Raw genomic sequence first — 22,914 nt, forward strand, 5'->3', positions numbered from 1 at the left:
ACACACCATCTGAGTGGCGAGAGACTAGAGAGCGTCGACTGGGACACGGGATGGCGACGATTTGGCCACAAGCCGGCAACGACGCCTGGGAGGTGCGGTGATGCGCGTGCTGTTCAGCGGCCGTGCGAAGCACGACTACCTCAGCGACGCACTGGCCCTGCTGTCGGGATGGACGCGCGAGGGCGAACAGATCCGCCGCACGATCGTCCTCGACGACACCCAGCACGCCGCGCTCACCGAACGGGTGGCGGTGGTCGCCGACGCGCTGCGGCTGCGGCCGGAGATCAGCCGCCGGGCCGATCGTACCCAGATCCGCCTGGGCCACGGCGACGGCGAGCCACTCACCGAGGGTGAGGTGCTGCTCGCGGCGCGCATCGAGGACGCGGTCCGCGCGGTCACCGAGCCCTGAGCGCTGGCGCGCCCCGCCTACCCTCAGATGCATGTCTGGCCCCACGTACGACCGCAAGGAACAGTTCCAGCAGATCCAGAGCGGGCTGCTGCCCGGTGAGCAGATCATCGCCGTCTACGACGCGGTGGGCACCGGCACCGGCTTCATCGGCCTGACCGACCGGCGGGTGATCATCCAGGACCGCTCCTTCGTCGGCAAGCGGTACGCCATCACCAGCATCCCGTACTCGAAGATCACCAGCGTGAGCGTGGTGAGCAACAAGTCCTGGGGCGGTTCGTTCTTCTCCACCGGGTCGATCGCCGTGCACGTCGGCACGCACACCTACGAGGTCGAGTTCCGGGGCGCGGAGAAGAGCCACCACGTGCACAACGTGATCCTGCACCACATCTCCTGACCCGCACTGGCACAATCGCCGCCATGCGAGGGCTGACGGCGCGCTGGCGGGCCTGGCGGGGCGACCACCGCCGGGCCGTACGCCTGGTCCGCCGGCTCCTGGTGCTCGCCACGGCCGCCGTGGTGCTGCTGGGCGCCGCCACGATCGCCAGCGTGACCTGGGTCCGCGGCGCCGCCGAGGGTCGCCTGTTCGGCGCCGCGGACGTGCCCGAGACGCCGGTCGCGCTGGTGCTGGGCACCAGGGTGGACCCGGACGGCACCCCGGCGCCGTTCCTCGCCGGCCGGCTGGAGATCGCCCGCCAGTTGTACGCCGCCGGCAAGGTCAAGGTGCTCCTGCTCTCCGGCGACCACATGGACTGGGACTACGACGAGCCGGACGCGATGCGGCGCTGGCTCGTCGAGCGGGGCGTCCCGGCGGAGAAGACGGTGCTGGACCACGCCGGCTTCGACACGTACGACTCGTGCGTGCGCGCGCACCACGTCTTCGGGGTCCGGCGGGCCACTGTGGTCACCCAGTCGTTCCACCTGCCGCGCGCGGTGGCGCTCTGCCGGGACGCCGGCATCGACACCGTCGGCGTCGGCGACGACACCGCCCGCCGGTACGCCGGCCAGTGGCGGATCAGCTCCACCCGGGAGCACGCCGCCTGCGTCAAGGCCGCCGCGGACGTGCTCAGCGGGCGCGACCCGGTGCACCTCGGCCGCCGGGAGACCGCTGTGGACGACGCGCTGCGGGCGTAATCCGGTTGTCGCCCCGGTCGGCTGCTGGTCTGCTGGACCCCTCGAAGCCGACCGGAGGGAGCACCGCCATGCCACACGCTGCGAAGCCCAACCGACCCGTCGTCACCCTTGCCGAAACGAGGCTTCGTGTTTCCGTACCCCATTCCGGCGGAGGTCGCTGACCTCGCGCCGCGTCCTGTCCCTTCCGCCCGGCGGGAGGGCGTGTGATGTCCGTCTTCGACGATCCCGGCTTGTTCGGCCGACTCTGGGCCGACACCTACGACGGCCCCGGCAATCCCGACCCGGCCCCGGCCGTCGACTTCCTCGCACCGCTGGCCGAGGGCGGCCCGGTGCTCGAACTGGCGGTCGGCACCGGCCGGGTGGCCCTGCCGCTGGCCGCCCGCGGTCTGACCGTGGAGGGCGTCGAGGCGTCCCCGGAGATGGTCGCGCACCTGCGCGCCAAGCCGGGCGGCGCGGACCTGCCCGTGACCATCGGCGACATGGCGGACGTCCCGGTCGCCGGGCCGTACCGTCTGGTCTTCCTGGTGTTCAACACGCTGTTCAACCTGGTCTCCGAGGAACGCCAGGCGGCGTGCTTCCGCAACGTCGCCCGGGTGCTCGCGCCCGGCGGGGCGTTCGTCATCGAGACGTTCGTGCCCGACCCGGCGGACTTCGACCGGGACGAGCAGGTCCAGGTGCGGGAGGTGACCGAGGACTCGGCCACCATCCGCGTGCACCGGTACGACCGCGCGGCGCAGACGTTCGTGCGGCAGACCGTCACGTTCGACGCCTCCGGCGTGCACCTGAAGCCGTTCGCCATGCGCTACGCCTGGCCGGAGCAGGTCGACGAGCTGGCGGAGCGGGCCGGGCTGCGCCTCACCGAGCGGTACGCCGACTGGGACCGGTCGCCGTTCGGCGCGGACAGCCGCTCGCACATCTCCGTCTACCGGCGGCGGTAGCGCTCACGTCGAGGGGCCGGGCATCCGTCCCGGCCCCTCGGCGCGCGACTAGGCTGACGACCGCCGGGTCCGGACAGGGGGAACCGATGACCGTCACCGTCGTCGCCATGGACGACTCGCACGCCGTCGCCGTGCTGGAGATCTACCGCCTGGGCATCGCCGAGGGGAACGCCACGTTCGAGACCGAACCGCCGGACTGGGCGCGGTTCACCGCCACCCGTCTGCCCGGCCACCGCTGGGTGGCGCTCGACGAGAACGGCGACGTGCTCGGCTGGGTGGCCTGCTCCGCTGTGTCCGAGCGCTGCGTCTACGCCGGTGTGGTCGAGCACTCCGTCTACGTGCACCCGCGGGGGCGCGGGCGCGGGGTCGGCCGGGCGCTGCTGGAGGCGTTGATCGCCTCGACCGAGGCGGGCGGGATCTGGACCATCCAGTCCGGCGTGTTCCCGGAGAACACCGCGAGCCTCGCGCTGCACGCGACGTGCGGCTTCCGGGTCGTCGGCACCCGCGAGCGGCTGGGCCGCCACTTCGGCGCCTGGCGCGACGTGACCCTGATCGAACGCCGCAGCCCGCACGTCACCTGACGCTCCCCGCCCCGCCCGCCCCGCCCGCCCCGGCCCGGGCCCGCCCCGGTCCGCCTGGTGATCAAGGAGTTTGTGTCCGGTCGGCGCGGTCCGGGAGACGTAAACCCCTTGATCACCGGGTGAGGTCGCGGCAGGACACGCTCCAGGATCAGGTCAACCATCTGCCGGAACTCGGGGAGCTTGCGGCCGAAGATCGGGCTGTCCCCCGCGACCTCACCGCCGTTGACGAGCGTCGCGGCCGGCCCCGGCGAGCCGGCCACCGGCCCGACCCGGCAGCCGAAGGTGACGCGTCGTCAGCATGCATGTCGGCCCAGGTCCGCTCCGCGGCGGTGTCGCAACAGCCGCAGACGGACTGCCGTACCTGGCGGGTGCTCTCGTCGATCGTCAGTGTCACGGCGCGAACCCGAGCGAGCCGTAATCGGCCACGCGTACCGAAGAAGACTTGACGCCCCGGCCCGCGAGCGCCAAGGTTAGTTACATGAGTAATGAACCAAAGAACCAGGATGGATGACGGCCGGCCGATCTTCGTCCAGATCGCGGAGATGATCGAAAACTCGATCATCGACGGGACGTACGCGGAGGAGACCCAGGTGCCGTCGACGAACGAGCTTGCGGCGTTCCACCGGATCAACCCCGCGACCGCCGCCAAGGGGATCAACCGCCTGGTCGATGACGGGCTTCTCTACAAGCGCAGGGGGATCGGAATGTTCGTGGCAACGGGCGCCGTCGAAACACTCCGGGAACGCCGCCGGCGCGAGTTCTCCGACCAGTACGTGCGGCCCCTCATCGAGGAGGCACGCAAGTTGGGCATCGGCACCGAGGAGCTGAAGAAGCTCATCGACACAGGGGAGGAACAGCGATGAGCGTCGTGGCGGCAGCCGGGCTCACGAAGCGGTTCGGCGAGGTGACCGCTCTCGATGACGTCACCTTCACGTTGACGGGCGACAAGATCTATGGGCTTCTCGGCCGCAACGGCGCCGGCAAGACGACGCTGATGCAGCTGATCACCGGCCAGAACAGCGGCACCAGCGGCGACCTCATGCTCTTCGGTGAGCGGCCGTACGAGAACGAGCGGGTGCTGTCGCGGGTGGTCTTCATCAAGGAGAGTCAGACGTACCCGACCGCGTACCAGGTCCGGCACGTGCTGAGCCTGGCCAAGCGGCTGTTCCCCAACTGGGACGAGGACTTCGCGCAGTCCCTGGTGGACGACTTCGACCTGCCGCGCAAGCGCAAGGTCCGCAAACTGTCCCGCGGCATGCTGTCCGCGCTGGGCGTGACGATCGGCCTGGCCGCACGCGCGCCGCTGACCTTCTTCGACGAGCCGTACCTCGGTCTCGACGCGGTCGCCCGGCAACTCTTCTACGACCGGCTGCTCGCCGACTACGCCGAGAATCCGCGCACCGTCGTGCTCTCCACACACCTCATCGACGAGGTGGCCGACCTGATCGAGCACGTACTGCTGCTCGACCGCGGAAAGCTGCTGCTCGACGCGCCCAGCGACGAGCTGCGCGGCGAGGTGGTGGAGGCGTCCGGCCCGGCCGCTGCGGTGGACGAGTTCGCCGCCGCGCACCAGGCGCTGCATCGTGAGCAACTCGGCGGCGCGGTCCGCGCGTCGCTGCGCGGGTCGTTCGACGACGCCGAACGGACGCGCGCCAAGAAGCTCGGCATCGACCTGGCGCCGGTGTCGCTCCAACAGGCCGTGGTGCGCCTGACGACGGAAAGGACGAACGCGCGATGACTCGTATCCTCGACGTCGCCCGGATGCACACCATCGCCTGGGTCAGCCAGTTGGCCTGGCCATGGGGCATCATGGCCATCTCGCTCGGCGTCAACCTGCTGATCTTTGCCTCGATCGACGAGGCCGCGCCGGGCAAGAACACCACGGGCGGTCTGGTCAGTATCTACATCGTCTGCTCGATCGTCGCCGCCACCTCGATCAGCCAGGTGTTCCCGTTCGCGCTCGGCATGGGCGTCACCCGGCGCACCTTCTACCTCGCCACGGTGCTCGTCAACGTGGTGCAGGCGGTCGTCTACGGCGTCCTGCTCTACCTGCTCAACCTGATCGAGGGCGCCACCGGCGGCTTCGGGATCCAGCTGCGGTTCTTCCGAATCCCGTACGTCGACGTCGACAACGGGCTGTTGCAGATCGCCGTCTACGCGGTGCCGTTCCTGTTCCTGAACTTCGTCTCCGTCTTCGTCGCCGTCTGGTACGTCCGGTTCGGCATGAACGGCCTGTTCGGGGCCGGCGCGGCCCTGATCCTGGTGACCGGCCTGCTCGTCGCGTTGATCACCTGGCAGGGATGGTTCGGTGACATCTGGCAGTGGCTGAGCAGCCAGCACCAGGTCAGCCTGCTGGTGGGGTGGCCCGCCCTGATCGCCGCGGTGGCCGCCCTCGGGGGGATGGCGGCCATCCGCCGGGCGAACGCCTGACGGCAGGCACGGACGGTCGGCCGACGATCCGCGCGATGCGGGTCGTCGGCCGCCACCCGCAGCTCCCCGGTTCGGTCGCATCGACAGCTGTTGTCGGACCTGCTCGCTAGCATTGCCGCGATCGCCGACGAGAGGGGTGCGCCGTGGACCAGAGCGACCTCACGACGTTCGTGGACCGGGACCTGCAAGGCGCGCGCTTCACCAGGTCGACGCTTGCCGGCGCGGTGATGCGCGGCGTCGACGTGCGCGGGCTCGACATCGACGCGCCGTGGCTCACCGACGGCGCGCTGCTGGTCAACGGTGTCGACGTCGTGCCGCTCGTCGAGGCCGAACTCAACCGGCGGTTCCCTGGGCGCGAGCTGAGGGGTGCCGAGGATCCCGACGGCCTGCGCGCGGCGTGGGCGGCGCTCGAACGAGCCTGGGCGGCCGCGGTCGACCGGGTCGTGTCCATGCCCGACGGCGCCGCCGACATCTCGATCGACGGCGAGTGGTCGTTCGCGCAGACCCTGCGCCACCTCGCGTTCGCCACCGACGCCTGGCTCGGCAAGGCGATCCTGCGCCTGCCGCAGCCCTTCCATCCGCTCGGGCAGCCACACGCCGAGTACGAGACGGACGGACTCGACATGTCGATCTTCCCCGCGGCGCGGCCGAGTCTCGCCCAGGTGCTCGATCTGCGCGCCGAGCGGCAGGCCATGGTGCGGGACTTCCTCACGGGCGTCACTCCGGAGCTGCTCGCCGAGCCTCGGCCGTCAGCGTGGTCACCCGAACACGAGAAGCCGGTCCTGCACTGCCTTCACGTCATCATCGACGAGGAGTGGGAACACCTCCGCTTCGCAGTGCGCGACCTGGACGCGCAGGCGTAGCGTCCGGTGTCCACGTGGACCGGCCCCGCATCGGAGGCCTCGGCGGACGGATCTCCCAAGGCGCGCATCGTCACCGGGTTGCTGTGCGACGGCAACCGGATACTCCTGTGCCACCGCTCTCCCCTGCGTCGTGTGCTGCCCGACGTCTGGGACCTGCCCGGCGGGCACGTCGAGCCCAGGGAACCGCCCCGTGTCGCACTTGCCCGTGAGCTTCGAGAGGAACTGGGCGTCGACGTGGCGGTGCCGGCGGGTCCGCCCGTGCACGAGGTTCACGCCGACACGTTCGACATGCGGATTTGGCTGATCGAAGCGTGGAGCGGGTCTCCGGCCAACCTGGCGCCGGAGGAACACGAAGCCGTCGGCTGGTTCACCGCGGACGCGCTCGGAGCGCTACCGCTGGCTCATGCCGACTACCCCGCCCTGTTCCGCAGGGTCCTTGCCGAGCGTCGCGCCTGACCACGACGGACACGTCTCTCGGCACGAGGCTGGGACCAGACGTTGAAAAAAGCGTCGTCGCCTGGGTGGGCACGCGACTACAGGTACGGCTCGAAGGCGGTCGGCAGGATCTCACGGAGATAGTCCAGGGAGCTGACCCTTCCGGTGCCGCCCAGGACGTCCAGCAGCAGGTCCACCATGCCGCCGGGATGACGTTCCCCGGCCTGACAGCGGATGTCGGCCACCACGCACGTCCAGGTGTCGGGCGGCCCACTGGTCAGCTCCCAGCAGAGCTCGAACTCGCCGTTCACCGTGCCCCAGGAGAACAGCTCCCCCGGCGCATTGCCGAACCGGTACCAGTCCTCGATGTCGTTGGCCGGATCGGTGCGCGCCAGAAGCTGCTCGACATAGACAGCCGGATCCCCCTGGAAGGCCCGTTCGTACGGGTGGAACACCTGGACGAAGTCGACGGCGCCCGGAGGGAACCGCTCCACGTACTGCTGGAAGTCCGTGGGAAACCGGTGGCCGAACGCGGCGTGCAACGACGACCAGTCCGGGCGCTGGGAGGACCTGCCGTTCCAGCCGACCAGCGCCGCCAGCCTGTCCACCGCCGTGCCCGACACGCCCACATCGTTGCACGGGCCCGGCGGTGGTCAGCGACGTCGTAGCCAGTCCGGCGGCGGCGGCGAGACCCGCATCGGTGCGCGACGGTCCCTGATGTACGTCGCGTGGTCCGCGAAATGACGGCGGCGGCTCAGGTAGTGGGTGTCGCGCCGTCGGCGCCCCACAGCACCCCGGCCGGAAGCTCGTGCACCGCATGTTCGAGCCACCGGGCGGTCATGCCGGTGACGGTCCTGGTCAGCGCTCACGTCGCGCCTCGCGCCACAACTCGTGCCCACGCATCAGCCAGCCGACCCAGAACACCGCGAACAAGATCAGGAAGCACGCGAACAGCACCACGGCGAGCACCGCCGCGATCGGCTGGAACCGCCCTGCGTCGCCGTTCCATCCGCTCGCCGCAAGAGTCCCGAGGCCACCACAGACGATCATGGAGATGAGCAGGCCCGGCCGGTCAACCGGGTGGGGCTCACGGGGCAGACGCACATCGGCTCCTCGGTCGGTGAGACACGAGACGTCCGCACACGGCCGCCTCCGACGGCCTGCATCGTCGCAGTGCCGGCCCAGAGATCAAAGACCCGAAATCCGGCGTACGGACGTCTGACAGGTCGGACGGTCGTCCCGCTCCCAGCGCTCCTGGTCAGTTCTGGTCCACGGTGGCAGTGTCCTGCCGTGATGCAACGAGACCTGGTGACCTGGCGAGAGGATCTGCGGAATGCTGTCGCTTCCGCGGTGCTCGACTTCGAGGACCGCTACGGATACCCGCCCGGTGAGAACGCCGTCAGTGAGCCCTCGACGACCTCTGCCGCGCTGATCGCCGCTGCCCGTCCCGCCATCCCCGCTGCACTTGCCGACCTGTACGCGGTGGTTGACGCCGTCGACCTGGCCGACATCGACAACGGGTTCTTCCTGCACAGCGCCTCCCACGTGGTCCACGTTCACGAGGCACGGCACCTCTGGCGCGTACGCGGCCGCCACGACGCCGATGTGGTCGTGTTCGCCAGCGACGGCGGCGGCACGCAGTACGCGCTGGCGACGCCGGACGGGTGGCCCGTCTACCGACTCCCTCCCGACCTCGTCCTCGACGGCGTCTACACCTCGGAGGACCCGCGCTTCGACGTGGCCGCCCCGGACCTGGCCACCTTCCTCGACTGCCTGCTCCAGGACGTGAAGAGGTTCGCCGCGTCGGGCACGTCATAGTCGGACGTCACCTGCGGCTCGTTCGGCAGCCTGGTTCCTGAGAAAGCGGGCCGGATTCAGACGTCGAAGCGGAACCTGGACCGGCTCGCCGATGACCTGCACCGACATGCCTGCGGTCCAGGTCAAGAGGTGTTGGTACCTCGCAGTACTGCCGGCTGCTTGCCAACTATTGACGGAGGCGGAAGCTGGCGTGAGAACTTTCGCCCGCAGGCTCGACAGCGCGCCTTGGCGCTCATGGCTGAGCTATTGCACACGCCCGACGAGGAGATAGGCAACAAGGTCAAAGAACTCGAACCATCCTCAATGCCCGCACGTCGCCGACTACATGTTTCATCGAAGAGGCATTGACCTACGAGCCAACCGCGCTGTGAGCTGGGACTGGTGCCGGATCTGCACCCCTGTCTCGCCTTGAGCGCTGGCCCGCACACCTTCAACGCGCCCCACCAGTGCACCAACTACAGGCAAGGAGGCCCCGGCCAACCCTGCTTAGCGGGCCCATCACGCCTTGTCACCCGGGCAGACGTCGTCACCAGTGGTCGCCGTTGGTCACTCTGGATCGACATCCGGCGGCCTGGCGACGGCCTGGAGCTGGTCCTCGTCGACCCGCCGCAGCCGGTGCGCCCCGGCCCGCGCTGATCCCTCGCTTGCAAGCTCCCCGTCTCACCTCGGGCGAGTATGTCCAGCTTCACCCGTGCGGCCTTCGCCCCCGGGGTCAACGGGCGCGACCCGGCCATGCCTGACCAAGCAGGCTGACAAGTCACGACGCCGGGAACGCCCGCTGGACCGTGGTCATGCAGTGCGGAAAGACGCCGCTCTGCTCCTCCGTCACCTTGCCGTTGACCAGGATCCGGCAGGTCGCCCCGGTGGAGTCCGGGTCATGGATGACGTTGAGAATGATCGGCCCCTTCAGAGACTTGACGTCGATCCGCCGCGACCAGGGCGTCTTGATCATGCCAGAAGAGTCGCTCACGTCATGGATCTTGTTCCCGTCATCCGGGTACCGCCAGACAATGCCCTTCACCTGGCCGGCCCCTGAGGTGACTTCCAGCTCGATTTCACGAGCGTCCTCGCCACGCCCATCCTCGCCGCGCACGGCGAAGGTGAGCCAGACACCGAGCCCGACCAGGCACAGTGCGACGCCCACAGTGATGGGGATGGCGGCACGCCGGCGACGACGGCTGGCATCGGTGGGGTTGTTGATCACGGGGCAGATTAGCGCATGTCAGGCACGTTCTGGTCATCCGTCACTAGGGCCGCGGTGGCTGATCGTCCGGTGCGTCTCTCCCTCGCCAGCCAACTGCTAGCGGTGCGTACAGGCCGACTCGTCCGTCGCCCACCAGGTCAGCCGCCTCTACGTGGCGGTTGACCTGCTCTTTTTCTGGGCAATGCTGGTCGTCGTCGGTCATCTCCGGTCGGCCCTCGGCGGCCCGAACGGCCCAGAAACGCCAAGCTGATCTTCCTGAGCTCCATCGCCGCTGTGGCGCTGTGCCGACTCTACGATCATGCGCATGGAAGGTCTCTTCGCCGTCGGGGCACTGCTCTGCGGCGGGTTCAGTTGTCTGCTGCTGCTGTGCATCGTCGCAGCGATGTGGGCGGCCGGGCGGCCTGAGAAGCGGAAGTGATGACGTCACCGCCTCAGACGTTGAAGCGGAACTCCACCACGTCGCCGTCCTGCATGACGTACTCCTTGCCTTCGATCCGGACCTTGCCGGCGGCCTTCGCCGCCGCCATCGATCCGGCCTCGACCAGGTCGTCGTAGGAGACCACCTCGGCCTTGATGAAGCCGCGCTGGAAGTCGCTGTGGATCACCCCGGCGGCCTCCGGCGCGGTCGCGCCGACCGGGACGGTCCAGGCCCGCGCCTCCTTGGGGCCGGCCGTCAGGTACGTCTGGAGCCCGAGCGTGCGGAAGCCGACCCGGACGAGCTGGTTCAGGCCGGGCTCGGACTGCCCGATCGACTCCAGCAGCTCGCGGGCCTCGTCCTCGGGCAGGTCCACCAGCTCGGACTCGATCTTGGCGTCCATGAAGATCGCCTCGGCGGGGGCGACCAGACCGCGCAGCTCGTCGAGGAACTCGGCGTTGCCCAGCTCGGCCTCGTCGACGTTGAAGACGTAGAGGAACGGCTTGGTGGTGAGCAGGTGCAGCTCACGCAGGTGTTCCAGCTCGACCTTCGCGGCTGCGGCGCCCGCGTACAGGGTCACACCGTTGTCGAGGACCTCGACCGCCTTCTTGGCGGCCTCGACGGCGGCGGCCCGGTCCTTGCGGAGCTTGGCCTCCTTCTCCAGCCGGGGCAGCGCCTTCTCCAGCGTCTGGATGTCGGCCAGGATCAGCTCGGTGTTGATCGTCTCGATGTCGTCGGCCGGGGAGACCTTGCCGTCGACGTGCACCACGTTCGGGTCGGAGAAGGCGCGCACCACCTGGCAGATCGCCGAGGCGTCGCGGATGTTGGCAAGGAACGCGTTGCCCCGGCCCTGCCCCTTGGACGCGCCGCGGACCAGGCCGGCGATGTCGACGAAGGAGACGGGCGCCGGCAGCACCTTCTGCGAGGAGAAGATCTCGGCCAGCTTGGCCAGCCGCTCGTCGGGCAGCCCGACCACGCCGACGTTCGGCTCGATGGTGGCGAACGGGTAGTTCGCGGCGAGCACGTCGTTCTTGGTCAGCGCGTTGAACAGGGTGCTCTTGCCCACGTTGGGCAGGCCGACGATGCCGATGGTGAGACTCACGACGAACCAGCTTACGCGGTTCGCCGCCCGCGCCGGGCAGGCAGGTCCGCGAAGCCTGTCACTCCGACAGCAGGCGCGGCTCGATCCGGGTCTCCCGGGCGGTGCCGTCCTCGGCGCGGACCAGCTGGTACGCGGCCACGCCCGGCCGGTCGGCCACCGCCTCGGCCAACCGGGTGCCCCGGTAGATCAGCCCGACGCCGTCGTCGGTGCAGTGGCTGGCCGGGAGCGTGCCGTCGGCGACCAGCTGGTGCATCAGCGGTCGCCGCTGTTCCTCGCTGTCGTAGTGCACGCCGTTGCCGTACGGGAGCCAGCCCAGCCCTTCGGTGAAGGGCCGCAGCGTCGGGCCGTAGCTGTCGGTGGCGCCGCCGGTGTGCCAGCAGATCGAGCCGGCGGAGACACCGCCGAGCACCACGCCTGCCTGCCAGCACTCGTGCAGGATCTCCGGCAGACCGTGCACCCGCCAGACCGCGCAGAGGTTGGCCACGCTGCCGCCGCCGACCCAGATGACGTCCTGCGCGAGCAGGTGGGCGCGGATGTCCTCGACGTTCGGCATCGGGTAGAGCGCCAGGTGGGAGGCGCGGAACCGGGTGCCGGCGAAGGCGCCGTAGAAGACGGTGAACCCGGTCGGCTGGTCCCCGGTGGCCTGGCCGAGGTAGCAGACGCGCGGCGCGTCACCGGCCCCGGCCAGGTCGGCCATCAGGTCGAACAGGGCGCTGGGCCGGGCGTCCCAGGGGCCACGACGACGGCTGGCGAAACCCATGCTGGTGGCGACGATCGTCGGTTCAGTGGCGGGCACGGGCGTCCTTCCGGCCGATGACAGTGACGATCATTGTGCCGGACCGGAGGTATCGGCCGCGGCGAGCAGCGTACGCAGCAGGTCGGCCAGCCGCTCCTGGTCGGCCGGGGGCAGCGCGTCGAGGATCCGCCGCTGCACCGCGAGCCCGGCCTCGGCGGACTCCTCGACCACCCGGCGACCGGTGTCGGTGAGTGTGACCCGCAGCGCCCGCCGGTCAGCCGGGTCCGGCGAGCGCCGTACCAGGCCGGCCCGTTCGAGGCGGTCGAGCCGCCCGGTCATGCCGCCCGAGGTGAGCATCAGCGAGGCGGCGAGCGCCTTCGGCGCCAGCGTGTACGGCTCACCGGAGCGGCGCAGCGCGGCGAGCACGTCGAACTCACCTCGGCCGATGCCCCAGGCCGCGTACACCTTCTCCTGGCCGTTGCCGACCAGCCGGGCGAGCCGGTAGATGCGGCCGAACACGGCCATCGGCTCGGGCCGCATGCCGGGTCGTTCCCGCCGCCACTGCTCGACGATCGCGTCCACCTCGTCGCCTGTCACGGCTGCCGATTGTGCCCCACGTCCCACTTCCCTTTTCGCTCGGGCCTGAGTAGCTTAGCCCTAAGATACTTAGAGCTGAGGAAGCTGCTGTGAACTCTCGCTGGACCGACGTCGCGCTCACCGCCGCCGCCCCCGTCACCTGGGGCACCACCTACCTGGTCACCGCCGAACTCCTGCCCCCGGACCGGCCGCTCTGGGCCGGCGCGATCCGCGCCCTCCCGGCCGGTCTGCTGCTGCTCGCGCTGACCCGACGGCGACCACACGGCCTCTGGTGGGGGCGGGCCGCCGTGCTCGGCGCGCTCAACATCGGGGTGTTCTTCCCGCTGCTCTTCCTCGCCGCGTACCGGCTGCCCGGCGGCACCGCCGCCGTGCTCGGCGCCGCCCAGCCGCTGCTGGTGGCGGTGCTGACGGTCGCGCTGCTCCGCGACCGCCCCACCCGGCCGGCGCTGGTCGCCGCCGTGGCCGCCCCGCTCGGCGTCGCCCTCGTAGTGCTGCGCCCCGGCGCCGGCCTCGACCCGCTCGGCGTCACCGCCGGGCTCGCCGGGGCCGTGGCGATGGCCGCCGGGCTGGTGCTCACCCGCCGCTGGGGCCGGCCACCCGGAGTGGGCATCCTGGCCGCGACGAGCTGGCAGCTCGTCGCCGGTGGCCTGATGATCGTGCCGGTCGCCGCCGCCGTCGAGGGCGCGCCGCCCGTGCCCGACGGACCGGCAGTGCTCGGGTACGCGTGGCTCGGGCTGGCCGGCACCGCGCTGGCGTACGTGCTGTGGTTCCGGGGCGCGGCGCGACTGCCGGTGTCCCGCGTGTCGGTGCTCGGCGCGTTGAGCCCGCTGACTGCGGCGACGCTCGGCTGGGCGGTGCTCGGTGAGGCGCTGGACCCGGTCCAGCTCGCCGGTTTCGCGGTGGCCGTGGCGGCGATGGTGCTCGCCCAGATGCCGGACCGGCCTCCTCGCCCGCGGCTGGGTGGCGACGCGGACCACCCGGCGATGGCGCTGGTCGGCGTTCGGGCGGGCGGCGGAGCGGTGGGCTGGTGGCGGCGCCGTCAGCCGGCCCGCAGCCGGCGCCAGTCGTCCGGCCACGCCTCGGCGGCGACACCCTCGGGCAGCGCACCGGCCGGCAGTTGCGCCGCGGCGGCCAGCGGCAGCGTGAACCGGTGCGCGGCGGCGGGCCCGGCCTCGTACGACCGGTCGAGCAGCCACCGCACCTCGTCGGCGGTCCAGCCCAGGCCGGACCGGGCGGCGATCTCCCGGACCAGCCGCAGGCCGACCCGGGTGTCGTCGTCGTAGAAGCGCATGCACCAGTGGTGCGCCCACATGCCGAGCGCGCGCAGCCCGTCCGGGTCGAGCGAGCCGGCCAGCCGGCCGCAGGCGGTGTCGGGGAAGGGGCGCCCGGGGTCACCGGCCCGGTCGCGCTCGATCGCGCCGTAGGCGGCCGGCGCCACCAACCTCATCCGCTCGTAGAAGCCCTGCACCACCGCGGCGTCCAACGGTGCCCGCCCCGATCGCATCAGCGGACACCCCGCCCGGCCACGCTCGCCATGCCCCGCACCTTTTCTTGAGTTGGTGGCGGGACCGTACCGACCACTTACGACACTTTCTCGGGTCCGCCGGGCATGATCCACACCATTCCGCCGAGGTGGCGGCATCCGGGAACCGGCGATACCGCCACCTCCCCGAGCTGGCGCGACTGCCACACGTCATGTCCGAATACCGCCAGCCACGGCCGGGGACGGCGAGGCAGGATCGGGGGCATGGAGCTGGACTTTGAGCGGTGTTACCGGGCCGTCGACAGCCGCGATCCGCGGTTCGACGGCTGGTTCTACACCGGCGTGACGTCGACCGGGATCTACTGCCGGCCGTCCTGTCCGGCGATGACGCCCAAGCGGCAGAATGTCCGCTTCTTCCCGTCGGCCGCCGCCGCGCAGGGGGCCGGGCTGCGGGCGTGCCGCCGGTGCCGGCCGGACGCGGCGCCGGGCTCCCCGCAGTGGGACGTCCGGGCCGACCTGGTCGGCCGCGCCATGCGGCTGATCGCCGACGGCGTGGTCGACCGCGACGGGGTGCCCGGGCTGGCCGGCCGGCTGGGCTACACCGAGCGGCACCTGCACCGGATGCTCCAGGCCGAGCTGGGCGCCGGCCCGCTGGCGCTGGCCCGGGCACAGCGCGCGCAGACCGCCCGGATCCTGATCGAGACCACCGGCCTCGGCCTGGCCGAGGTGGCCTTCGCCGCCGGGTTCGGCAGCGTCCGGCAGTTCAACGAGACGGTCCGTGAGGTCTACGGCGGCACCCCGTCCGAGCTGCGCGCCGGGCGACGCGGTCCGGCCTCGGCCACCGGCGCGGGCACGCTCTCGCTGCGGCTGGCATACCGGCCACCGCTGCACGCGGGCGCGCTGCTGGACTTCCTCGCGCTGCGCGCGCTGCCCGGCGTCGAGGTGGTCCGCGACGGCACCTACCACCGGGGGCTGCGCCTGCCGCACGGTCCCGGCACGGTGGCGCTGACCCCGTCCGACGGCCACATCGACGCCACGTTGCGGCTGGCCGACATGCGTGACCTGGCTCCCGCGGTGGCCCGCTGCCGCCGCCTGCTCGACCTGGACGCCGACCCGGTCGCGGTGGACGCCACCCTGGCCGCCGACCCGGCGCTGGCCCCGGCGGTCGTCGCCGAGCCGGGCGTCCGGCTTCCGCACGCGGTCGACGGCTTCGAGCTGGCCGTCCGCGCCGTCGTGACCCAGCAGGTCTCGCTGACCTCGGCGCGGACCACGCTCACCCGCCTGCTCTCCGCCGTCCGGTCGGCGAGCGGTTCGGGCACCGACGACCCGGCCGACGGCCTGGTGGCGTTCCCGGGTCCCGCCGACGTGCTCGCGGCGCCGGACCCGGCGTTCCGGATGCCGGCCGCCCGCCGGGAGACGATCCGGGCGCTGGCCCGCGCCGTCACCGACGGGACGCTGGACCTGGAACCCGGGGGCGACCGGGAGGAGACGGTCCGGCTCCTGGCCGCGGTGCCCGGCGTCGGCCCGTGGACCAACGGCTACCTGGCCATGCGCGCACTCGGCGACCCCGATGTCGCCCTCACCACCGACCTGGGCGTACGCCGCGGCGCAACCGCGCTCGGCCTGCCCGACACCCCCAAGACCCTGCTCGCGTACGCCGAACGCTGGCGCCCCTGGCGGTCCTACGCGACGATCCGACTCTGGAGAGCAGCATGAGCACTGTGGACAGCACCGTCATCGACACACCGGTCGGCCCGTTGAGCGTGCTCGCCGGCCCCGACGGCGCGGTACGCGCGGCCGGCTTCACGCCCGACCCGGCGGCCCTGGCGCCGTTGACCCACCCGAGCCTGCGTGGTGACCTGCGGGAACGGGCCGACCTCGGTCCGGTCACCGCCGCCGTCCGGGCCTACCTGGACGGAGACCTCGCCGCGATCGACGCGATCCCGGTGGAGCAGCACAGCGGCGGGCTCTTCCTGACGCACGCCTGGCAGGTGCTGCGCGACGTCAAGCCCGGCGACCCGGTCACCTACACCGGGTTCGCCGCGCTGGCCGGACGGCCCGCCGCGGTCCGCGCCGCCGCGGCGGCATGCGCGCGCAACGCGGCAGCGCTCTTCGTGCCCTGTCACCGGGTGCTGCGCACCGACGGCACGCTCGGCGGCTACCGCTGGGGCCTGCCCGTGAAGAAGTGGCTTCTCGGGCATGAGGGACGGGTGACGGCTAGCTGACAGCGAAAACGTCACCCCCGGCGGCTACCGTCGGGTAGTGCCCGCGCCCAGCGACGGCAACCCCGCGGCGCAAGACGACGCCCGGTCCAAGCCGCTGCGCAACCTCTGGCGGCTGCGGCCCTACCTGCGCCCGTACGCGACGGAGTTCGCCTGGCTGCTGGTGGCGGCGCTCGCGGCCACTGCGGCGAGCCTGGCCGTTCCGCTGGTGGTGCAGCGGGTGGTCGACGGGCCGGTGGCCCGGCACGACGAGGCCGGGCTGCTGCGGCTCGGCGCCCTGGCGCTGCTGCTCGGGCTGGCCGAGGCGGTTCTCATCTTCATCCGCCGCTGGACCCAGTCGTCGTCCTCGGTGGGCATGGAGGCGGCCATCCGCGCCGACATCTACGCCCACCTGCAACGGCTCCCGGCCGGCTTCCACGACCGCTGGCAGTCCGGCCAGTTGCTGTCCCGGATCACCAGCGACCTCTCGGTGATCCGGCGGTTCCTCTCCTTCGGGCTGCTGTTCCTGGTCCTCAACCTGATCACCTACGTCGCCGTGGTGGTGCTGCTGATCCGGCTGCACCCCTGGCTGGGGTCGCTGGTCGCGGCCAGCGCCGTTCCGCTGTTCCTGATCAGCCGCCGCTTCGCCCGGCACTACCACGCGGCGTCGCGCCGGATGCAGGACCAGCAGGGCGACGTGGCCACGCTCGTCGAGGAGACCGCGCAGGGGCTGCGCACCATGCGGGCGTACGGGCGGGGGCCGGAACTGGCCGCCCGGTTCGCCGTCGGCGCGCGCCGGCTGCACGACACCGGGATCGGCAAGGCGCGGCTGCTGGCCCGCACCTCGGCGCTGTTCGACCTGGTGCCCAACCTGACCCTCGGCGCGGTCCTGGTGACCGGCGCGGCGGCCGTCGCCGAGGGCGCGCTGTCCATCGGTGAGCTGGTCGCGTTCGTCAGCCTCCAGCTCATGCTGATCTGGCCGGTGCAGTCGCTCGGCTGGATCATCGCCAACGGCCAGGAGGCCGCCACCGCCGCCGACCGGATCCAGGAGGTCCTCGACACCCGGCCGACGATCGTGGACGCGCCGAACGCCCGGTCGCTGGAGCGCGCCGACGTACGCGGCCGGCTCCGCTTCGAGGGGGTCACCTTTCGCTACCCGGGCACCTCGGCGCCGGTGCTGCGCGACCTGGACCTGACCGTCGAGCCGGGCGAGACGATGGCGCTCGTCGGCGTCACCGGCTGCGGCAAGAGCACGCTGCTGTCGCTCGTCCCGCGGCTGCACGAGGTGACGGGCGGCCGGATCACCGTCGACGGGCGCGACGTGCGTGACCTGCGGCTCGGCTCGCTGCGACGGCTGGTCGGGGTGGCGTTCGAGGAGCCGACCCTGTTCTCCATGTCGGTCTGGGAGAACCTGACGCTGGGGCGGCCGGACGCGGGCGAGGAGGAGGTCCGGGCGGCGCTGGCGCTGGCGCAGGCGGACTTCGCGTACGAGCTGCCCTGGGGGTTGGCCACCCGGGTCGGTGAACAGGGGCTGTCGCTGTCCGGCGGGCAGCGACAGCGCCTCGCGCTGGCCCGCGCGGTGCTCGGACGGCCCGCACTGCTGGTGCTCGACGATCCGCTCTCCGCGCTCGACGTGCACACCGAGGCGCTCGTGGAGGCGGCGCTGCGCCGGGTGCTGCGGGAGAGCCGCACCACGGCCCTGCTGGTGGCGCACCGCCCCTCGACAGTGGCGCTGGCGGACCGGGTGGCGCTGCTGGACGGCGGCCGGATCGTCGCCGTCGGCACCCACTCGGAACTGCTGGCCCGGGTGCCGGCGTACCGGGCGGTGCTCTCCGCCGAGCCGGAGCGCCGTTCCGGCGGCGTCGGTCTGGTGCGCTCGTGACCGGCGGCGCGCCGCGGGTGCCCCGGCCCCGCGACGCGCCGCGCGACACCGGCGCGCGCACCGCCGGGCACGGGCAGGCGCACGGCGCAGCCGGCCCACGCCACGACGACGCGAACCGCACCGGCGGACGCGACGACCTGTCCCGCTGGCGCGGCCGGGCCACCGACCCGGACGCCGACCGCAGCCGCGCCGAGGACTCCTCCCCGGCGGCGGTGGCCCGGCTCCGCGCCCGCAGCCGGCTCCTGCTGCGGCAACTGCTGCGCCCGCACCGGCGTGCGCTCGGGCTGGCGGTGGCGCTGCTGCTGGCCCAGAACGCCGCCGCGATGTCCGGCCCGTACCTGGTCATGCTCGGCATCGACCGGGGCATCGGGCCACTGCGGGCCGGTGATCCCGGCCCGCTGATCGCTGTCGCCGCCGCGTTCGTGGTGGCGACAGCCGTCGAGTACGCGGCCCGGCGCGCGTTCCTCACCCTCGCCGCCCGGATCGGCCAGGCCGTCCTGCTGGACCTGCGCCGACGGGTGTACGGGCACTTCCTCCGCCTCGACGTCGGTTTCCACGAGCGCTACACCTCCGGGCGGATGGTGTCCCGGCTGACGAGCGACCTGGAGTCGATCGCCGAGCTGGTCGACGGCGGCATCGACAAGCTGGTGATGGCCGGGCTGTCGGTGCTGTCGGTGGCGGGCATCCTGCTCTGGCTGGACCTGCCGCTGGCGGCGGTGACGCTGCTCGCGTTCCCGTTCCTGTTCCTGCTGTCGCGCTGGTTCGCGCGCGCGTCGGCGGGCGCGTACCGGCGTACCCGGGAGGCGGTGGCGCTGGTCATCGTGCACTTCGTCGAGTCGCTGCGCGGCATCCGGGCCGTGCAGGCGTACCGGCGGGAGCCCCGCAACGAGCGCATCTTCGCCGCCGTGAACGACGACTACCGGCGCTCCAGCCTGCGCGCGTTCCGGCTGATCGCGATCTACTCGCCGGGCATCCGGCTGATCGGCAACCTGACCACGGCGGTGGTGCTCGGGTACGGCGGCTGGCGGGTGCTGGGCGGCGGCGTGGAGGTGGGTGTGCTCGCCGCGTTCCTGCTCTACCTGCGCCGGTTCTTCGAGCCGATGGAGGAGCTGAGCCAGTTCTACAACGCGCTCCAGTCGGCGACCGCCGCGTTGGAGAAGCTGGCCGGGGTGCTGGACGAGCGTCCGGCGGTGGCCGAACCGGCGGATCCGGTGCCGCTGCCGGCCGGGCCGCCGCGCGGGGCGGTGACGTTCCGCGCCGTCGACTTCGGCTACCGGCGGCAGACGCCGATCCTGTCCGGCCTGGACCTGACCGTGCCGCCCGGGCAGACGGTGGCGCTGATCGGGCCGACCGGCGCCGGGAAGTCCACTGTCGCGAAGCTGCTGGCCCGGTTCCACGACCCGGACGCGGGCGCTGTCGACCTGGACGGGGTGAACCTGCGTGACCTGGCCGACGCCGAGCTGCGCCGGGCGGTGGTGCTGGTGACCCAGGAGACCCACCTGTTCAGCGGATCCGTGGCCGACAACATCAGGTTCGGGCGGCCGGACGCGGACGACGAGGCGGTGGTCGCGGCGGCGCGGGCGATCGGCGCGCACGACTTCATCGCCGCGCTGCCCGACGGGTACGCCACGGACGTGCACCGGCGCGGCGGGCGGCTGTCCGCCGGTCAGCGGCAGCTCGTCGCGTTCGCCCGGGCGTTCCTCGCCGACCCGCGGGTGCTGATCCTGGACGAGGCGACCTCGTCGCTGGACGTGCCGACCGAGCGGTTGGTGCAGCGGGCCCTGCACAACGTGCTGCGCGACCGCACCGCCTTGGTGATCGCCCATCGTCTCTCCACCGTGGAGACGGCGGACCGGGTGCTGGTGCTCGACGACGGCCGGATCGTGGAGGACGGCCCACCGGCCGAGCTGATCGCCGCCGACGGCCGCTACGCCGCCCTGCACCGCCAGTGGCGCGACTCGCTCCTCTAGCTCTCTCCTCCGACCCTCGTTGATCTTGCACTTGCGGCCCGAGGGATGCCCGAAAAGCGGCTTGTGCCGGGGCGGCAAGTGCAAGATCGGCGAGGACGCGCGGGGTGGGGAAAGTCGTGGAGTGCGGCAACCGGGCTGCCTACCATCGGCTGATGACCGACACGACGATCAGCGCCCGCGGCGGCGTCCCCGAGCGTCCGAGCCTGGACGGCCTCGAGGAGACCTGGGCCCGCCGCTGGCAGTCCGACGGCACGTACGCGTTCGACCGTACGAAGGAGCGGTCGGACGTATACGCGATCGACACTCCCCCGCCGACCGTGTCGGGCGAACTGCACATGGGGCACGTGTTCTCGTACACGCACACCGACACGGTGGCCCGGTTCCAGCGGATGCGCGGGCGCACGGTCTTCTACCCGATGGGCTGGGACGACAACGGGCTGCCCACCGAACGCCGGGTGCAGAACGTGTACGGCGTGCGTCCCGACCCGGCGCTGCCGTACGACAGCAACTGGCGGCCGCCGTCCGCGCCGGTGGACGACGCGGCCCGGAAGAACCCGACGGCGATCTCCCGGCGTAACTTCATCGAGCTGTGCGAACTGCTCACCGTGGAGGACGAGAAGGCGTTCGAGGCGCTGTGGCGGCGGCTCGGGCTGTCCGTGGACTGGTCGCTGACGTACACCACGATCGGGTCGGCGGCCCGCGCCGCGAGCCAGCGTGCGTTCCTGCGGAACCTGGCTCGGGGTGAGGCGTACCAGGCGGAGGCGCCGACGCTGTGGGACGTCGGGTACGGCACCGCCGTGGCGCAGGCGGAGCTGGAGGACCGGGAGCGGCCCGGCGCGTACCACCGGCTGCGGTTCACCGGGCCGGACGGCCGCGAGGTGCTGATCGACACCACCCGCCCGGAGCTGCTGCCGGCCTGCGTGGCTCTGGTCTGCCACCCCGACGACGAGCGGTACGCGGACCTGGTCGGCGCGTCCGCGCGTACCCCGGTGTTCGGGGTCGAGGTGCCGGTGCGCGCGCATCCGCTGGCGGACCCGGCCAAGGGCACGGGCATCGCGATGGTCTGCACGTTCGGTGACCTGACCGACGTGACCTGGTGGCGTGAGCTGCGGCTGGACACCCGCGTGGTGATCGGCCGGGACGGGCGGCTGCTGCCGGAGCCGCCGGCCGGCGTGCCGGCGGAGCCCTACGCGGCGCTGGCCGGGCAGACGGTGAACGGCGCCCGGCGGACGCTGGTGGAGCTGCTGGCCGACGCGGGTGATCTGGTCGGCGAGCCGCGCCCGATCACGCACCCGGTGAAGTTCTACGAGCGCGGCGACCGGCCGCTGGAGATCGTCTCGACCCGGCAGTGGTATCTGCGCAACGGCGGCCGGGACGCCGGCCTGCGCGAGGAGCTGCTGGCCCGAGGTCGGGAGCTGCGCTGGGTGCCGGAGCACATGCGGCACCGGTACGAGCACTGGGTGGGCGGCCTCACCGGTGACTGGCTGGTCAGCCGGCAGCGGTTCTTCGGCGTGCCGGTGCCGGTGTGGTACCGGCTCGACGACACTGGCGAGCCGGACTGGACCCACCCTCTCACACCGGACGAGGCGACGCTCCCGATCGACCCGAGCAGCGAACCACCGCCCGGATACGAGGAGTCGCAGCGCGGCGTGCCGGGCGGTTTCACAGGCGACCCGGACGTGCTGGACACCTGGGCCACCTCGTCGCTGACCCCGCAGATCGTCGGCGGCTGGGAGACCGACCCGGACCTGTTCGCCCGGGTCTTCCCGATGGACCTGCGCCCGCAGGGGCACGACATCATCCGGACCTGGCTGTTCGCCACCGTGGCCCGGTCCCACCTGGAGCACGGCGCGCTGCCCTGGCACACGGCTGTGCTCTCCGGCTGGATCCTCGACCCGGACCGCAAGAAGATGTCGAAGTCCAAGGGCAACGTGGTCACGCCGATGGCGCTGCTGGAACAGAACGGCTCCGACGCGGTCCGCTACTGGGCCGCCAACGGCAAGCCGGGCATGGACCTCGCCTTCGACCCGGCCCAGGTCAAGGTGGGCCGGCGGCTGGCCACCAAGCTGCTCAACGCGTCGCGGTTCGCGCTCGGGCTGGGCGCCGCCGACGCGCTGCGGGCCGCGGCGACCCAACCGCTGGACACCGCGATGCTCGCCGAACTGTCCGGCGTGGTCGCGACCGCGACCACCGCCTTCGACGGGTGCGACCACACGGCCGCCCTGATGGCCACCGAGGCGTTCTTCTGGCGGTTCTGCGACGACTACATCGAGTTGGTGAAGGAGCGCGCCTACGGCACCGGGCCGGCGGCCGACTCGGCCCGGGCGGCGCTGGCGACCGCGTTGTCGGTGCAGTTGCGGCTGTTCGCGCCGGTGCTGCCGTTCGTCACCGAGGAGGTCTGGTCGTGGTGGCGGTACGGCTCGGTGCACCGCTCGCCGTGGCCGACCACGTACGAGGTGGGCCGCGCGACGCAGGCGCCGGGCGACCCGGAGCTGCTGCGGCTGGCCGCGGACGCGCTGGGCCAGGTGCGCCGCGCCAAGTCGGAACGGAAGCTGTCGATGAAGGCGGAGGTGCCGCTGGCCGAGGCGCTCGGACCGGCGGCGGTGCTGGACCAGCTCGGCACGGTCGCCGACGACCTGCGCGCGGCGGGCCGGATCGCGAAGCTGGACCTGCTGCCGGATCGCACCACCGAACTGGTCATCGCCTGCGCGTTCTGAGC

23 protein-coding genes and 1 pseudogene are annotated in these 22,914 nt (G+C 72.1%); 17 read left to right on the plus strand and 7 right to left on the minus strand.

Annotated elements, in window-relative coordinates:
- Positions 1-100 precede the first annotated feature (100 nt).
- The 10 genes from PVK74_RS16915 to PVK74_RS16960 all read left to right on the plus strand — a co-directional run bounded on the left by PVK74_RS16915 (position 101) and on the right by PVK74_RS16960 (position 6,808).
- The gene (locus PVK74_RS16915) at positions 101-409 is read left to right on the plus strand and encodes a 4a-hydroxytetrahydrobiopterin dehydratase (RefSeq protein WP_018784696.1); all 309 of its coding nucleotides are present in this window, start codon (positions 101-103) and stop codon (positions 407-409) included.
- Positions 410-440: 31 nt separating this feature from the next.
- Positions 441-803 carry a PH domain-containing protein gene (locus PVK74_RS16920; protein WP_018784695.1) on the plus strand — a complete coding sequence of 121 codons (363 nt, stop codon included), beginning with the start codon at positions 441-443 and terminating at the stop codon, positions 801-803.
- A 23-nt stretch (positions 804-826) separates the two neighbouring features.
- Positions 827-1,540, plus strand: coding sequence for a SanA/YdcF family protein (locus tag PVK74_RS16925; protein WP_274476766.1), 714 nt, complete (start codon positions 827-829; stop codon positions 1,538-1,540).
- A 206-nt stretch (positions 1,541-1,746) separates the two neighbouring features.
- Positions 1,747-2,478, plus strand: a complete 732-nt coding sequence (locus PVK74_RS16930) for a class I SAM-dependent methyltransferase (RefSeq protein ID WP_274476767.1) — start codon at positions 1,747-1,749, stop codon at positions 2,476-2,478.
- Between the two features lie 86 nt (positions 2,479-2,564).
- Positions 2,565-3,059 (plus strand): GNAT family N-acetyltransferase, encoded by a 495-nt coding sequence (locus PVK74_RS16935; RefSeq protein ID WP_274476769.1) that lies wholly within the window; start codon positions 2,565-2,567, stop codon positions 3,057-3,059.
- A gap of 503 nt (positions 3,060-3,562) precedes the next feature.
- Positions 3,563-3,922, plus strand: coding sequence for a GntR family transcriptional regulator (locus tag PVK74_RS16940; protein WP_043328406.1), 360 nt, complete (start codon positions 3,563-3,565; stop codon positions 3,920-3,922).
- On the plus strand, positions 3,919-4,797 hold the full coding sequence (locus tag PVK74_RS16945; RefSeq protein ID WP_043328404.1) for an ATP-binding cassette domain-containing protein: 879 nt from the start codon (positions 3,919-3,921) through the stop codon (positions 4,795-4,797). Before PVK74_RS16940 ends, PVK74_RS16945 begins: the two co-directional genes overlap by 4 nt.
- Complete coding sequence (locus PVK74_RS16950; protein ID WP_064447924.1) at positions 4,794-5,489, plus strand: hypothetical protein; 696 nt, start codon at positions 4,794-4,796, stop codon at positions 5,487-5,489. The genes PVK74_RS16945 and PVK74_RS16950 overlap by 4 nt, the downstream gene beginning before the upstream one ends.
- Positions 5,490-5,659: 170 nt before the next feature.
- Positions 5,660-6,352 (plus strand): DinB family protein, encoded by a 693-nt coding sequence (locus PVK74_RS16955; RefSeq protein WP_274476772.1) that lies wholly within the window; start codon positions 5,660-5,662, stop codon positions 6,350-6,352.
- Positions 6,353-6,358: 6 nt separating this feature from the next.
- Positions 6,359-6,808 carry an NUDIX domain-containing protein gene (locus PVK74_RS16960; RefSeq protein ID WP_274476773.1) on the plus strand — a complete coding sequence of 150 codons (450 nt, stop codon included), beginning with the start codon at positions 6,359-6,361 and terminating at the stop codon, positions 6,806-6,808.
- A gap of 77 nt (positions 6,809-6,885) precedes the next feature.
- Here PVK74_RS16960 and PVK74_RS16965 read toward each other — a convergent pair whose 3' ends face one another.
- Entirely contained in the window at positions 6,886-7,410 is a 525-nt protein-coding gene (locus PVK74_RS16965) for a hypothetical protein (RefSeq protein WP_274476775.1), read from the minus strand.
- 235 nt (positions 7,411-7,645) lie between these two features.
- Positions 7,646-7,891 carry a hypothetical protein gene (locus PVK74_RS16970; protein ID WP_064447927.1) on the minus strand — a complete coding sequence of 82 codons (246 nt, stop codon included), beginning with the start codon at positions 7,889-7,891 and terminating at the stop codon, positions 7,646-7,648.
- 204 nt (positions 7,892-8,095) lie between these two features.
- Between PVK74_RS16970 and PVK74_RS16975 the strand changes: the two genes are divergently transcribed.
- A complete protein-coding gene (locus PVK74_RS16975) occupies positions 8,096-8,605 on the plus strand; it encodes a hypothetical protein (protein WP_124778739.1) in 510 nt (169 codons plus the stop codon).
- 757 nt (positions 8,606-9,362) lie between these two features.
- Here the strand turns inward: PVK74_RS16975 and PVK74_RS16980 are convergent.
- The 4 genes from PVK74_RS16980 to PVK74_RS16995 form a co-directional block, all read right to left on the minus strand.
- Positions 9,363-9,809: an MmpS family transport accessory protein gene (locus tag PVK74_RS16980; RefSeq protein ID WP_158629848.1), complete on the minus strand. Its 447-nt coding sequence runs from the start codon at positions 9,807-9,809 to the stop codon at positions 9,363-9,365.
- Between the two features lie 431 nt (positions 9,810-10,240).
- Complete coding sequence (gene ychF, locus PVK74_RS16985) at positions 10,241-11,326, minus strand: redox-regulated ATPase YchF (RefSeq protein ID WP_043328395.1); 1,086 nt, start codon at positions 11,324-11,326, stop codon at positions 10,241-10,243.
- A gap of 58 nt (positions 11,327-11,384) precedes the next feature.
- Positions 11,385-12,122 (minus strand): Type 1 glutamine amidotransferase-like domain-containing protein, encoded by a 738-nt coding sequence (locus PVK74_RS16990; RefSeq protein ID WP_043328392.1) that lies wholly within the window; start codon positions 12,120-12,122, stop codon positions 11,385-11,387.
- A gap of 30 nt (positions 12,123-12,152) precedes the next feature.
- Entirely contained in the window at positions 12,153-12,659 is a 507-nt protein-coding gene (locus PVK74_RS16995; protein WP_069088258.1) for a MarR family winged helix-turn-helix transcriptional regulator, read from the minus strand.
- An 89-nt stretch (positions 12,660-12,748) separates the two neighbouring features.
- Between PVK74_RS16995 and PVK74_RS17000 the strand changes: the two are divergent.
- A pseudogene (locus tag PVK74_RS17000) lies at positions 12,749-13,522 on the plus strand (EamA family transporter); the annotation flags it as partial.
- Positions 13,523-13,698: 176 nt separating this feature from the next.
- Here PVK74_RS17000 and PVK74_RS17005 read toward each other — a convergent pair.
- Positions 13,699-14,163 carry a hypothetical protein gene (locus PVK74_RS17005; RefSeq protein WP_223201312.1) on the minus strand — a complete coding sequence of 155 codons (465 nt, stop codon included), beginning with the start codon at positions 14,161-14,163 and terminating at the stop codon, positions 13,699-13,701.
- Positions 14,164-14,406: 243 nt separating this feature from the next.
- Between PVK74_RS17005 and PVK74_RS17010 the strand changes: the two genes are divergently transcribed.
- The 5 genes from PVK74_RS17010 (at position 14,407) to valS (ending at position 22,912) form a co-directional block, all read left to right on the plus strand.
- The gene (locus PVK74_RS17010) at positions 14,407-15,858 is read left to right on the plus strand and encodes an AlkA N-terminal domain-containing protein (RefSeq protein WP_069088260.1); all 1,452 of its coding nucleotides are present in this window, start codon (positions 14,407-14,409) and stop codon (positions 15,856-15,858) included.
- The gene (locus tag PVK74_RS17015; protein ID WP_069088261.1) at positions 15,855-16,367 is read left to right on the plus strand and encodes a methylated-DNA--[protein]-cysteine S-methyltransferase; all 513 of its coding nucleotides are present in this window, start codon (positions 15,855-15,857) and stop codon (positions 16,365-16,367) included. Before PVK74_RS17010 ends, PVK74_RS17015 begins: the two co-directional genes overlap by 4 nt.
- Positions 16,368-16,404: 37 nt before the next feature.
- A complete protein-coding gene (locus PVK74_RS17020; RefSeq protein WP_274476777.1) occupies positions 16,405-18,225 on the plus strand; it encodes an ABC transporter ATP-binding protein in 1,821 nt (606 codons plus the stop codon).
- Positions 18,226-18,362: 137 nt separating this feature from the next.
- Entirely contained in the window at positions 18,363-20,195 is a 1,833-nt protein-coding gene (locus PVK74_RS17025) for an ABC transporter ATP-binding protein (RefSeq protein ID WP_231915671.1), read from the plus strand.
- Positions 20,196-20,347: 152 nt separating this feature from the next.
- On the plus strand, positions 20,348-22,912 hold the full coding sequence (gene valS, locus PVK74_RS17030; protein ID WP_274476778.1) for a valine--tRNA ligase: 2,565 nt from the start codon (positions 20,348-20,350) through the stop codon (positions 22,910-22,912).
- Positions 22,913-22,914: the final 2 nt, after the last annotated feature.

Origin of the sequence: Micromonospora chalcea (assembly GCF_028768405.1) — a bacterium.
In the GTDB taxonomy this organism is placed as follows: Bacteria; Actinomycetota; Actinomycetes; order Mycobacteriales; family Micromonosporaceae; genus Micromonospora; species Micromonospora chalcea.